Source organism: Paracoccus salipaludis (genome assembly GCF_002287065.1).
Classification (GTDB): domain Bacteria; phylum Pseudomonadota; class Alphaproteobacteria; order Rhodobacterales; family Rhodobacteraceae; genus Paracoccus; species Paracoccus salipaludis.
The window spans coordinates 1-11,932 of sequence record NZ_NSJZ01000022.1; the positions used below are offsets into that span (position 1 = coordinate 1).

14 protein-coding genes and 1 tRNA gene are annotated in these 11,932 nt (G+C 70.3%); 6 read left to right on the forward strand and 9 right to left on the reverse strand.

From position 1 onward, the window contains the following. A partial coding sequence (locus CK240_RS15555; protein ID WP_240517498.1) for an ABC transporter ATP-binding protein occupies window positions 1–672 on the forward strand: 672 nt, incomplete at its 5' end. Here the strand turns inward: CK240_RS15555 and CK240_RS15560 are convergent. Further along, a complete protein-coding gene (locus CK240_RS15560) occupies window positions 669–2,039 on the reverse strand; it encodes a phosphohexomutase domain-containing protein (RefSeq protein WP_095641250.1) in 1,371 nt (456 codons plus the stop codon). The genes CK240_RS15555 and CK240_RS15560 overlap by 4 nt on opposite strands. A 128-nt stretch (window positions 2,040–2,167) precedes the next feature. Between CK240_RS15560 and CK240_RS15565 the strand changes: the two genes are divergently transcribed. Genes CK240_RS15565 through CK240_RS15575 form a run of 3 tightly spaced genes read left to right on the forward strand, consistent with a single transcriptional unit; the run spans window position 2,168 to window position 4,028 of the window. After that, on the forward strand, window positions 2,168–2,575 hold the full coding sequence (locus CK240_RS15565; protein WP_095641251.1) for a ketosteroid isomerase-related protein: 408 nt from the start codon (window positions 2,168–2,170) through the stop codon (window positions 2,573–2,575). Beyond that, window positions 2,572–3,153: a GNAT family N-acetyltransferase gene (locus CK240_RS15570; protein WP_095641252.1), complete on the forward strand. Its 582-nt coding sequence runs from the start codon at window positions 2,572–2,574 to the stop codon at window positions 3,151–3,153. The genes CK240_RS15565 and CK240_RS15570 overlap by 4 nt, the downstream gene beginning before the upstream one ends. Continuing rightward, window positions 3,150–4,028 (forward strand): carbon-nitrogen hydrolase family protein, encoded by an 879-nt coding sequence (locus tag CK240_RS15575; RefSeq protein WP_095641253.1) that lies wholly within the window; start codon window positions 3,150–3,152, stop codon window positions 4,026–4,028. The genes CK240_RS15570 and CK240_RS15575 overlap by 4 nt, the downstream gene beginning before the upstream one ends. Here the strand turns inward: CK240_RS15575 and ttcA are convergent. The 4 genes from ttcA to rpmH all read right to left on the reverse strand — a co-directional run bounded on the left by ttcA (window position 4,016) and on the right by rpmH (window position 5,897). Continuing rightward, window positions 4,016–4,903 carry a tRNA 2-thiocytidine(32) synthetase TtcA gene (gene ttcA, locus CK240_RS15580; protein ID WP_095641254.1) on the reverse strand — a complete coding sequence of 296 codons (888 nt, stop codon included), beginning with the start codon at window positions 4,901–4,903 and terminating at the stop codon, window positions 4,016–4,018. The two genes, CK240_RS15575 and ttcA, sit on opposite strands and share 13 nt — an antisense overlap. 135 nt (window positions 4,904–5,038) lie before the next feature. Next, window positions 5,039–5,278: a membrane protein insertion efficiency factor YidD gene (yidD, locus tag CK240_RS15585; protein ID WP_095641255.1), complete on the reverse strand. Its 240-nt coding sequence runs from the start codon at window positions 5,276–5,278 to the stop codon at window positions 5,039–5,041. Beyond that, a complete protein-coding gene (rnpA, locus tag CK240_RS15590; RefSeq protein ID WP_095641256.1) occupies window positions 5,275–5,667 on the reverse strand; it encodes a ribonuclease P protein component in 393 nt (130 codons plus the stop codon). Before rnpA ends, yidD begins: the two co-directional genes overlap by 4 nt. Window positions 5,668–5,762: 95 nt before the next feature. After that, entirely contained in the window at window positions 5,763–5,897 is a 135-nt protein-coding gene (gene rpmH, locus CK240_RS15595; protein WP_036703770.1) for a 50S ribosomal protein L34, read from the reverse strand. A 258-nt stretch (window positions 5,898–6,155) separates the two neighbouring features. On the opposite strand from rpmH, the gene CK240_RS15600 reads away from it, so the two are divergent. Together CK240_RS15600 and CK240_RS15605 are read left to right on the forward strand one after the other, a co-directional pair. Next, window positions 6,156–7,556 carry a sensor histidine kinase gene (locus CK240_RS15600; protein ID WP_095641257.1) on the forward strand — a complete coding sequence of 467 codons (1,401 nt, stop codon included), beginning with the start codon at window positions 6,156–6,158 and terminating at the stop codon, window positions 7,554–7,556. A gap of 74 nt (window positions 7,557–7,630) precedes the next feature. After that, window positions 7,631–7,707, forward strand: a tRNA-Arg gene (locus CK240_RS15605). A gap of 155 nt (window positions 7,708–7,862) precedes the next feature. On the opposite strand, the gene CK240_RS15610 is transcribed toward CK240_RS15605, so the two are convergent. The 4 genes from CK240_RS15610 to CK240_RS15625 all read right to left on the reverse strand — a co-directional run bounded on the left by CK240_RS15610 (window position 7,863) and on the right by CK240_RS15625 (window position 11,917). Continuing rightward, window positions 7,863–9,371 (reverse strand): acetyl-CoA hydrolase/transferase family protein, encoded by a 1,509-nt coding sequence (locus CK240_RS15610; protein WP_095641258.1) that lies wholly within the window; start codon window positions 9,369–9,371, stop codon window positions 7,863–7,865. Between the two features lie 220 nt (window positions 9,372–9,591). Next, window positions 9,592–10,080 (reverse strand): DUF411 domain-containing protein, encoded by a 489-nt coding sequence (locus tag CK240_RS15615; protein ID WP_095641259.1) that lies wholly within the window; start codon window positions 10,078–10,080, stop codon window positions 9,592–9,594. A gap of 125 nt (window positions 10,081–10,205) precedes the next feature. Next, entirely contained in the window at window positions 10,206–10,841 is a 636-nt protein-coding gene (locus CK240_RS15620) for an aminotransferase class IV family protein (RefSeq protein WP_095641260.1), read from the reverse strand. Next, entirely contained in the window at window positions 10,799–11,917 is a 1,119-nt protein-coding gene (locus tag CK240_RS15625; protein WP_095641277.1) for an aminodeoxychorismate synthase component I, read from the reverse strand. Before CK240_RS15625 ends, CK240_RS15620 begins: the two co-directional genes overlap by 43 nt. Window positions 11,918–11,932: the final 15 nt, after the last annotated feature.

An 11,932-nucleotide genomic window follows, 5' to 3' on the forward strand; every position in this document is an offset into this window, starting at 1 on the left:
ATCCGGCTCGAGAACCTGACCAAGATCTACTACACCGAGGGGCGGCGGAAGCTGGTCGCGGACCGGATGAACGCGGTCTTCCCGACCGGCGCGTCGGTGGGGCTGCTGGGGCGCAACGGCGCGGGGAAATCGACGCTGCTGCGCATGATCGCGGGCACGGCGCTGCCGACCTCGGGGCGGATCGTCTCGGACGGCACGATTTCCTGGCCGGTCGGTTTTTCCGGCAGCTTCCACCCGGACCTGACGGGGGCGCAGAACGTCCGCTTCGTCGCGCGCATCTACGGCGTCGATACCGACGCGCTGGTCGATTACGTGGACGATTTCGCGGAACTCGGCGCCAGCTATCACGCGCCTTTCGGCACCTATTCGTCGGGGATGCGCTCGCGTCTGGCGATGGGATGCAGCATGGGCATCCATTTCGACACCTATCTGGTGGACGAGGTGACCAGCGTGGGCGATGCCGAGTTCCGAGAGAAATCCCAGCGCGTCTTCACCGACCGGATGCAGCGGTCCTCGGCCATCGTGGTCAGCCACTCGATGCCGATGATCCGGCGGCTGTGCAACATGGGCGCGGTGCTGGACCGCGCCCGGCTGACCGTCTTCGACAACATCGACGAGGCCATCGCCTACCACGAATACGTGATGGGCGTGCCCGACACGATCGGGGACTAGCCCGCCAGAAGGGCCGAGATCTCGGCCACCCTGGCCGCGACCAGCGCGGCGTCGCCCCGGCTTTCGACGTTCAGCCGCACCACCGGTTCGGTGTTCGACCGCCGCAGGTTGAAGCGCCACTCGGGGTATTCAAGGCTGATGCCGTCGGTGTCGTCGCGGGCGATGGCGGCTGGCTCCATCGCCGCCAGCACGCGGGCAAGCGCCGCGTCGGGATCGGACAGGCGGAAGTTGATCTCTCCCGACGAGGGGAAGGCCGCCATGCGGTCGCCCACCAGCCGGGACAGGGGCTGGCCCGAGCGGCTGATGAGCTCGGCCACCAGCAGCCAGGGGATCATGCCGCTGTCGGCATGGGCGAAGTCGCGGAAATAATGATGCGCCGACATCTCGCCGCCATAGACCGCGCCGCTTTCCCGCATGGCCTGCTTGACGAAGGCATGGCCGGTCTTGGACTGCACCGCCTCGCCCCCTGCCCGCCCGATGATGTCGCGGGTGTTCAGGACCACGCGCGGGTCGTGGACGATCCTTGCGCCGGGATGGCGGGTCAGGAAGGCTTCGGCCAGCAGCCCCACGACATATTCGCCGGGGATGAAGCGGCCCGTCTCGTCGAACAGGAAGCAGCGGTCGAAATCGCCGTCCCAGGCGACGCCGAGATCCGCGCCCTGCGCCCGCACGGCGTCGGCGGTCATCGGCTGGTTTTCCGGCAGCAGCGGATTCGGGATGCCGTTCGGAAAGCTCGGGTCGGGGTCGTGGTTGATCCGCGTGATCTCCAGCCGCGCCCCGCGCCGTGCGAGTTCCGCCGCGATGGCGTCGAAGGCAGGACCGGCCACACCGTTGCCCGCGTTCACCAGCAGCTTCAACGGTCCCAGCGCGCCTGCGTCCACGAAGTCACAAATGCGGCGCGCATAGTCGGCACGGGTCCCGCTGGCGTCCGTCACCCGGCCCGGCGCCGGATCGGGAAACTCGCCCGCCTGCGCCGCCCGCGCCAGTTCCATCAGGTCCGTCGCGGGGTCGAGCGGGGCGGCCCCGGCCTTCACCAGCTTCATGCCATTGTAGTCGATGGGGTTGTGCGAGGCCGTGACCTCGATCCCCCCGTCCGCGCGCAGGTGGTCGGTGGCGAAATACATCTCCTCGGTGCCCGCAAGGCCGAGGTCCAGCACCTCGACGCCGCCCTCGACCAGCCCCCGCGTCAGGGCGGCGGCCAGCGCGGGCGAGCTTTCCCGCCCGTCCCGCCCCACGACCACCCGCCGCGTGCCGGGCCGCAGGGCGAAGGCGCGGCCCACGCGCCAGGCCACGTCCTCGTCCAGTTCGTCCCCCAGCCGGCCGCGCAGGTCATAGGCCTTGAAGCAGGTGATGGTGCGGGCGGTCATGGGCGTTCTCCTGTGGCCGCGCGACCCTGCCCAAGCGCCGAGCCGCGCGCAAGGCGTCCGACCTTCGGAGGGGGCTGACCTTCGCCGCCCCTGCCGCTAGTCCTTGGGAGACCACGGAAAGAGAGCCCATGCCCCACGCCCAGACCAAGGACCTGATCGCCGCCTATTACGACGCCTTCAACCGGGGCGACACCGAGGCGATGGAAGCGATGCTGCACGACGACTTCGAGCATCACGTCAACGAGGGCGGCATCCGCCGCGGCAAGCAGGGCTTCGCCGAGTTCAACCGGCACATGAGCGAGACCTACCGCGAGAACCTCACCGACATGGTCGTCTTCGCCAGCGAGGACGGCAGCCGTGGCGCGGCCGAGTTCGTCGTGAACGGCACCTACCTGAAAACCGACCCCGGCCTGCCCGAGGCGCGCGGCCAGAGCTATCGCCTGCCCGCCGGGGCCTTCTTCGCGGTCAAGGACGGGCAGATCGCGCGGGTGACGACCTACTACAACCTCGCCGACTGGATCCGGCAGGTCTCGTGATCACGACGCGCCTCCTGACGGGGGATGCCGTGGCGGGGGCGCTGGGCGATCTCGCCCGGCTGCGGATCGCGGTGTTCCGCGACTGGCCCTATCTCTACGACGGCGACGAGGGGTATGAGCGCGAGTATCTGCGCGCCTACACCGCCCCCGGCGCGGTGGTGGTCGCCGCGATGGACGGGGACCGCATGGTCGGCGCCGCGACCGGCGCGCCCATGGAAGACCACGCCGAGGATTTCGCCGCGGCCTTCGCGGACCGCCCCGAGCGGCTGGAGGACATCTTCTACTGCGCCGAATCGGTGCTGCTGCCCGAATATCGCGGCCACGGGCTCGGCCATGCCTTTTTCGATGGACGCGAGGCACAGGCCCGCAGCCTCGGGCGGCGGTATTCGGCCTTCTGCTCGGTCATCCGGCCGGCCGACCACCCTGCCCGGCCCGCGGATTACCGACCGCTCGACGGCTTCTGGCGCAAGCGCGGCTACCAGCCCCTGCCGGGTGTCATCGCCAATTTCCACTGGCGCGACCTCGGGGACGCCGGCGAGACGACGAAGCAACTGCAATTCTGGATGAAACCGCTGTGAGCCGCACCGTCCGCATCGCCGCCGCCGCCTATCCCTTCGACTGGTTCGACGACCTGTCGGCCTACGAGGCGAAGATCACCCGTTGGGTCGCAGAGGCCGCCGACTGCGACCTGCTGGTCTTTCCCGAATACGGCGCGATGGAACTGGCGAGCCTCGGCGGGCCCGCCATCGCGCGCGACCTGGAAGCCAGCCTGCACGAGGTCGCCCGCCACGAAGCCGCACGCGACGCGATCCATGCGCGGCTGGCGGCAGAGCATGGCTGCCACATCCTTGCGGCCTCGGGCCCGGCCTTCCCCGCCCCCGGCGCGCGGCCGGTGAACCGGGCGGTGCTGTTCGGACCGCAGGGACGGATCGGGCATCAGGACAAGCAGATCATGACCCGCTTCGAGCGCGAGGACTGGGACGTGACCGGCGCGCCCGGCCTGGCAGTCTTCGACACGCCCGTGGGCCGGCTCGGCATCACCATCTGCTATGACAGCGAGTTCCCCCTGCTCGCCCGCAGGCTGGCCGAGGCAGGGGCCGAGATCATCCTTGCCCCAAGCTGCACCGACAGCGTGGCGGGCTTCATGCGCGTCCGCATCGGCTGCATGGCCCGCGCGCTGGAGAATCAGTGCGTCGTCGTGCAGGCCCCGACCGTGGGGAACTGCGACTGGAACCCCGCCATCGACGAGAACCGGGGGATCGCCGCCATCTATGCGCCCCCGGACGGGCTGTGGCCGGAAACCGGAATTCTGGCCGACGGTGCGATGGACGCGCCCGGATGGGTCAAGGCCGAGATCGACCTCGACCGCATCGCCGAAAGCCGGCGCAATGGGCGTGTGCTGCCCTTCGCGCATTGGCCGGAAAGCAAGGACGTCCCGGTTCAGTCCGCCTGATCGCGCAGCCGGGGCACATCCCCGGCGGGCGCCACGGACGGCGCGAGGTTGGCGAAGTCGAACAGCGCCGGGTCGGGCAGATGCGAGGGGCGCACGTTGGTCAGCGCCCGGAACATCACCTGACGGCGGCCGGGGCTGCGGGCCTCCCAGTCGTCCAGCAGCTTCTTGACCTGCATCCGCTGCAAGCCCTCCTGGCTGCCGCAAAGGTCGCAGGGGATCACCGGATAGTTCATGGCGCGGGCGAAGCGCTCGCAATCCGCCTCGGCCACGTAAGCCAGCGGGCGCAGGACGTTCAGGTCGCCGTCCTCGTTCAGAAGCTTCGGCGGCATGGATGCCAGCCTGCCGCCGTGGAAGAGGTTCATGAAAAAGGTTTCGAGGATGTCGTCGCGGTGGTGGCCCAGCACGACCGCGCTGCAGCCTTCCTCGCGCGCGATGCGATACAGGTTGCCGCGCCGCAGGCGGGAACAGAGGCTGCAATAGGTGCGGCCTTCGGGCACCTTGGCCTTCACCACGGAATAGGTGTCCTGGTATTCGATCCGGTGCGGGACGCCGCGCTCGGTCAGGAACTCGGGCAGGACCGTCGCCGGGAACCCCGGCTGACCCTGGTCGAGGTTGCAGGCGAGCAGCTCGACCGGCAGCAGCCCGCGCCATTTCAGCTCATGCAGGACGGCCAGCAGGGTATAGCTGTCCTTGCCGCCCGACAGGCAGACCAGCCAGCGGTCGCCGGGCGTGACCATGTGATAGGTCTCGATGGCGGCACGGACCTCGCGCACCAGCCGCTTGCGCAGCTTGCGGAACTCGGTGGACGAGGGCGCGCCGCGGAACAGCGGGTGAATCTCGGTCTCGTCGGCGGTGTCGGTGGCGTCGTCCAGCATCAGGCGGCCCTTGATGGATGAGGCGCGGGCATCACAGGCCCCAGGCCTCGAAAACGAAGGTCAGCAGCGCGACCAGGGCGATGGCGGACAGCGCCACCAGCAGCAGGCCCGGCAGGATCGCGCGCGGCCGGCGGGTCATGGGCGTTTCTCCCGCGAGGGCGGCACCGGGTCATACCCCCAGTTGCCCCAAGGGTGGCAGCGGCCGATCCGGCGCAGCGTCAGCCAGCCGCCCCGCAGCGCCCCGTGGCGCTCCAGCGCCTCGAGCGCATAGGCCGAGCAGGTCGGCTGAAAGCGGCAGGCATGGCCCACCCAGGGGCTGAGCAGCAGCCGATAGGCGCGCACCGGCAGCGCAACAACCCGGGCCAGCGGGGTCATCCCTTGCCCCTGCGGCGGGGCTGCGCGCCGGGATCGGAGGCGCGCGGGTCGGGACCGGCATGGACGCGGGCCAGCGCGCGGGAAAGGTCCAGGCGCATCTCGGCGAAGTCGCGGGTGGCGGTCGCCTCGGGGCGGCCGACAAGGACATAATCCCAGCCGCCCTGCCCTTCGGCCGGGATCACCTCGCGCGCGATCGCCCGCAGGCGCCGCTTGGCGCGATTGCGGGCCACGGCATTGCCGAGCTTCTTGGAACAGGTATAGCCCACGCGGATCGCGCCCGAAGGCTCGACCGGCTCGGCCGGGTCGCGGCGGCGCGCCTGCAGCAGAAAGCCCGCCGTTCCCTGACGACGGGCGGATGCCGCGCGCAGGAAGTCCGCGCGCCGGGTCATCGTGGTCACGGCCGCGGCCTTGCGCCCCGCCCTGTCCTCTCCGGCGGGTGCCGGAGCGTCAGCGGTCAGCGCATCGGCCACCGGCCCATGCCCGATCAGGCCGACAGGACCTTGCGGCCCTTGGCGCGGCGCGCGGCCAGGACCTTGCGGCCGCCCTTGGTGGCCATGCGGGCGCGGAAGCCGTGCCGGCGCGCGCGAACCAGGTTCGACGGCTGGAAGGTGCGTTTCATCGTCGTAGCTCCAACAACAAGGGCGCGCAGGGTATGGGCCGTCAGCCCACGCAAGCGCGCCGGGAATGCGAAGCCCGGCTGATATGACGCGCACCGGCCCGAGTCAACAGAAAGAACGCCCCTTCCCCTTGTTTTCGGACGTCACGGCCGGATCATCCACCCTTGGGAACTGCGCTGTCATCACATATGTTTGATCCGCAGCGCCACCAGGGCTGATGCGATTGCCGGTGCCCCGGTTCTGCGACGATACGGGACGACATGAACTTCAACAGCATTTCAGGCCGCTTTGCCCTGCTGACGATCCTGTTCGTCCTGCTGGCCGAAATCCTCATCCTCGTCCCCAGCGTCACGAACTTTCGCCGCGACTACCTGGAAACGCGGCTTGAACGGGCGCAGATCGCAAGCCTCGCGCTGCTGGCGACCGACGAATCGATCGCGGCCGACCTGGAAAGCGAGCTGCTGGAGAACGCGGGCGTCTTCAACGTCGTCCTGCGCCGCGACGACATCCGCCAGCTGGTGCTGTCCTCTCCGCTGCCGCAGCCGATCTCGGCCACCTACGATCTGCGCGACGACAGTTGGGGCGTCAGCGTCCGCGACACGTTGCAGCGGCTGCTGAGTCCCCGCCCCGAGGTCATCCGCGTGATCGGCGAGCCCGTGCGCCAGGCGGGCCAGCTGATCGAGATCACCATGGACACCGCCCCCATGCGCGCGGCCATGATCGAATTCGCACTGCGCCTGCTGGCGGTCTCGGCGGCCTTCTCGCTGATGACGGCGCTTTTGCTGAACCTCGCCACCCAGCGGCTGATCGTGCGCCCGATCCGGGGCGTGATCGACCACATGATCGCCTATGCCGCCTCGCCCGAGGACAGCCGCACCATCATCACGCCCGGCGCCAGCATGGGCGAGGTGCGCGATGCCGAAAGTGCGCTCGCGCAGATGCAGCGCACCGTCACCGCCTCGCTGAAGCAGCGCGAGCGGCTGGCGCAACTGGGGCAGGCGGTGGCCAAGATCAGCCACGACCTGCGCAACATCCTGACCACCGGCCAGATCCTCGCCGACCGGCTCGAGGAAAGCGCCGACCCGGCCGTGCGCCGCGCCGCGCCCAAGCTGGTGGGCGCGATCTCGCGGGCCGTGAACCTGTGCGAAACGACGCTGGCCTTCGGCAAGGCCGAAGAGCCGCAGCCCTCGCTGACGTTGTTCCACCTGCGCCCGCTTGTGGCCGAGGTCATCGAGGCCGAGGAGCTTGCGGGCGAGACCGCGCCCGAAGCCGCCGTCGAATTCATCGCCGACATCCCCGCGGGAATGCGCATCCGCGCCGACCGCGACCAGCTTTACCGCGTGCTGGCGAACCTGGCCCGCAACGCCCGCCAGGCGATCGAGGCCACGCGCCGCCCCGGCACCATCGAGATTTCCGCCACCGAGGACGAAAGCCACTGGTGCATCCGCGTGGGCGACACCGGCCCCGGCCTGCCCCAGAAGGCGCGCGAGAACCTGTTCCAGCCCTTCACCGGCGGCATCCGCAAGGGCGGCACCGGCCTTGGCCTTGCCATCGCCGCCGACCTGATCCGCGGCCATGGCGGCCGGCTGGACCTGATGCGCAGCGACTCCGAAGGCACCGAGTTCCAGATCGGCCTGCCGCGCGAGATTTCCCGGCTTTAGGAAGGAAAAACGCCGCCGGGTGATTTTTCCGCTTGCATCCCCCCGCGGCTGGCCCTACCTAGCCGCCCTACGACGGACCCGTAGCTCAGCTGGATAGAGCACCAGACTACGAATCTGGGGGTCGGGCGTTCGAATCGCTCCGGGTCCGCCATTTCCCAAAAAGGGCCGAGGCATCGCTGCCTCGGCCCTTTTTCATTGCCTTGCGGCGCGTTCATGCGGGGAACGGGGCAACTGCCTCCCCGACCCTGACGGGACAGCGATCCCCTGCCCCGGCTGCACTGATGGCGATGCGCCGGCCCCGCCGCTTCAGGGCAGCATCGAGCCGGTGTCGATGAAGCGCTGGTGCCAGCTCAGCGCCTCGGTCAGCAGCGAGGGCGAGTGCTTGCCATAGGAGCCCTCGCAGGCGCGGCGGAAGTAGTCGGCCAGAAGCGGGCGATAGTCGGGATGGGCGCAGTTCTCGATGATGACACGGGCGCGCTGCTTGGGCGACAGGCCCCGCAGGTCGGCAAGCCCCTGTTCCGTCACGATCACCTGCACGTCCTGGGTGACGTGATCGACATGCGACGCTTGCGGCACGATGGCCGAGATCCGCCCCCCCTTGGCCGTGGACGGCGTCATGAAGACGGACACATAGGCGTTGCGGGCGAAGTCCCCCGACCCGCCGATCCCGTTCTGGATGCGCGAGCCCATGATGTGCGTCGAGTTCACGTTGCCGTAGATGTCGGCCTCGATCAGCCCGTTCATGGCGATGCAGCCCAGCCGCCGGATCAGTTCCGGGTGGTTGCTGATCTCCTGCGGGCGCAGGATCATGCGGTCGCGGTAGCGGGTCATGTCGGCGTTGACGCGCGCCGCCGCCTCGGGCGACAGCGAGAAGGAGGTGGCCGAGGCCATCCGCAGCCTGCCCGCGTCCAGCAGGTCCAGCATCCCGTCCTGGATCACCTCGGTGTAGGCGGTCATCTCCTCGAAGGGGCTGTCCACCAGCCCGGTCAGCACGGCATTGGCGATGTTGCCCACCCCCGACTGGATCGGCAGCAGCGAGGCGGGCAGACGGCCTTTCGCAACCTCGTGGCGGAAGAACTCGAGCAGGTGCCCGGCGATGCCGCGGGCGGTCTGATCGGGGGGCGTGAAGGGCAGGTTGCGGTCGGGCGCGTCGGTTTCCACGATCGCCACGATCTTTTCCGGATCGCAGTGCAGCCAAGGCTCTCCGATCCGGTCATCGGGACGGATCAGGGGAATGGGCACGCGATGGGGCGGCAGGCGCGTGCCGTAGTAGATGTCGTGCATCCCCTCCAGCGCCGGGTTCTGCCAGCGGTTCACCTCGAGGATCACCTTTCCGGCCCGGTCGAGCCAGGTCTTGTTGTTGCCGACCGAGGACGAGGGGATCAGCATCCCGTCCGGCCGGATGGCCGTCACCTCGACCACGGCGACGTCGAGCGGGCCCAGGAAGCCCTGCCATGCCATGGGCGCAACCTGGCTCAGGTGCATGTCGAAATAGTCCATCTCGCCGCGGTTGATCTTTTCGCGGGCGATGGGGTCCGAGTTGTAGGGCAGCCGGAACTCGATCCCGTCGGCCTTGGCAAGCGCGCCGTCCAGTTCCGGTCCGGTCGAGGCGCCGGTCCAGACGCGGACCCGGAACGGGCGGCCCGCCGCGTGCTCGGCCTCGATCCGCGCGGCCAGCGCCAGCGGCACGGCCTTGGGATAGCCCGAGCCGGTGAAGCCGCTCATCCCCACGGTGTCGCCGGACCCGATCAGCGCCGCCGCCTCCTCGGCCGTCATGATCTTCGCGCGAAGGCTTTGGGGGGCGATGCGGCTCATGGCAGGTCTCCTCGGCTGCTGATGGCGGTATGCCCTTATCGCCCACGCACGGAAAATGTGAAACTTGGCACCCGCCGCAAGACATCAGGGTTGCGCCGGGCGCAGGTCTCGGGGACCGGCGCACGCCAGGCGGCGAGGGTCGCCCCGCCGCACTGCAAGCCGGGCCGCAGCCGGGCAGCTTGCCGCTCGCCCCGCGCAGGCGCGGCGAGGGACCGGGGCCTCAGACCTCCTGCCCGCCCAGGAAGCGGGCAAAGGTTTCCTGCCCCTCCGGGCCGAACAGGACCACCTCGTAGGGCTCGGGCACGGTGCCCGGGTAATCCATCCCGGGCGAGCCTGCGGGCATTCCCGGCACGGCCAGCCCCGTCGCCGCGGGCCGCTCGGCCAGCAGGCGCGCCAGCGCGGCGGCGGGGACATGACCCTCGATGACATAGCCCCCGACCTCGGCGGTGTGGCAGGATGCAAGCTCGGCCGGAACGCCCAGCCGCGACTTGAGCGCATCCACGTCCTCCGATTCCACGACCCGGACGGGGAAGCCCGCCGCGCGCAGATGATCGACCCAGGCGTCGCAGCAGCCGCAACCGGGGTCCTTGGTCACGGTCACCAGCGGCAGGCCCGCGGCCCGCGCCGGCGTTCCCGCTGCCAGCAGCAGCGGCAGCGCGCCCATTCCGGCCAGAATGGCCCGCCGGCCGATCCCGTGAGTGTTCCGCATCGTCTGACCTCGTCCCTGGCGCCTATGGCTGGCACCTGACGTAAGCCCATCGGGCGGGGGGCCAAAGGGGCCAGGGGGCGGAACCTGCCGCGACATGATGCCGCCCAGGTGTGCCCGGGACCGCGCTATCCCTGCCAGCGTGCCGGCATCAGCCCCCGCAGCGCATTGCCGACCCACAGCCGCATGTGCGGCAGTTCCTCGGCGCGCAGCCTTTCCTCGCGGCAAAGCCCGCCTGACAGCAGTTCGGCCCGCAGCACGCCCGCCAGCAACCCGCAGGACAGGGGCGGCGTGCGCAGCCCCTCGCCCCGGTCGAAGAACAGCGTGGTGATGGTGCCGTCGCAGACCTCGCCCCGTTCGTTGAGGAACAGAAGCTCGTCCAGTCCGCCGGGCATCGCCGCGCGCGCCGCGTCATAGACCGCACGCCGCGTCGTCTTGATCCGCAGCCACGGGTCGGCCGAGGCAAGCCGCGCCGAGGCCAGCCCCAGCCGCCATTCGGGCGGCGAGGGCGGCAGGGGCGCGCGCGTCACTTCCAGCGCCCCCGCGCGGTCCAGGGTCAGGCGCAGGCGCGCGGGCGTGCCGGGCTCGCCCGTCAGCGCGGCCCTTGCGGCCCCGGCGTCGCAGGGCCAGCCCAGCGCCGCCGCGCTGGCCGTCAGGCGCGCGAGGTGCCCCTCCAGCCGCGGACAGGCCGCGCCATCCCACAGCGCCGTCTCGATCAGCCTCAGCCCGGGGTCGTCAGCGGCAGCGCGAAACGGGTCTTCCACAGCGCCTCCTCCCATTCCGAGGCGGCGGTCGAGTCGTCCACCACGCCGCCGCCCACGTTCAGCGTGACGCGCCCGTCCGGCCAGACCGAGAGCGTGCGGATCGCCACCGAAAAGCAGCCCGCCCCGTCCGGCGCCATCCAGCCCAGGGTTCCGCAATAGGCGCCCCGCGCGAAGGGCTCGACCTCGCGGATGATCTCCATCGCGCGGATCTTGGGCGCGCCCGTGACCGAGCCGCAGGGAAAGAGCGCGCGCATCAGCGCAGGCAGGCTGGCGGGGGCGGCAAGCTGCCCCGTGACGCGCGAACTCATCTGGTGGACCGTGGCGAAGCTGTCCACCGCGAACAGTTCCGGCACCCGGACCGAGCCCACGCGGCAGATCCGCGCCAGGTCGTTGCGCAGCAGGTCCACGATCATCAGGTTCTCGGCCTGGTTCTTCTCGGACGTGGCCAGGCCTGCCGCCAGTTCCGCGTCGCGCGCAGGATCGGGATGGCGCGGCGCGGTGCCCTTCATGGGCCGCGTCTCGATCCGCCCCGAAGGGTCGAGCCGCAGGAACAGCTCGGGCGAGCGCGACACGACCACCGGCCCGCCCAGGTCGGCGCAGGCCCCGAAGCCCACGGGCTGAAGGCCTCGCAGCGCATGGTAGAGCCCCCGGGCCGAGCCGCGCTGCAACCGGCTTTCCAGCGGGAACGTCAGGTTGACCTGATAGCAGTCGCCCGCGCGGATATAGGCCTGCACACGTGCGAAGGCGGCCTCATACTCTGCCTGTGACACCAGCGGCCGGAAGGGCGAAAGCCGGACCTTCTCGTCCGGGGCCTCCCCGTCCGCCTCCGGCGCGTCGAAGACCCCGAAGGCCAGCAGCGGCCCGGGCGTTTCGTGCATCAGGGGCCGCAGCCGGTCCTCGAGCGCGTGGCCCGCCTCGTAGGACAGCCATCCCGCGATCCATCCGCCCGACCGGCGCGCCCGCTCCAGCCGCTCCAGCGCGGGCAGGACCTCGTGGGGGGCATGGGCCAGGACCAGCGCCGAGGGATTGCGGAACAGGACGGGCCTTCCGCCGGGCCCGAACTCGCAGGATATCACAGGCGCCAACGCGAT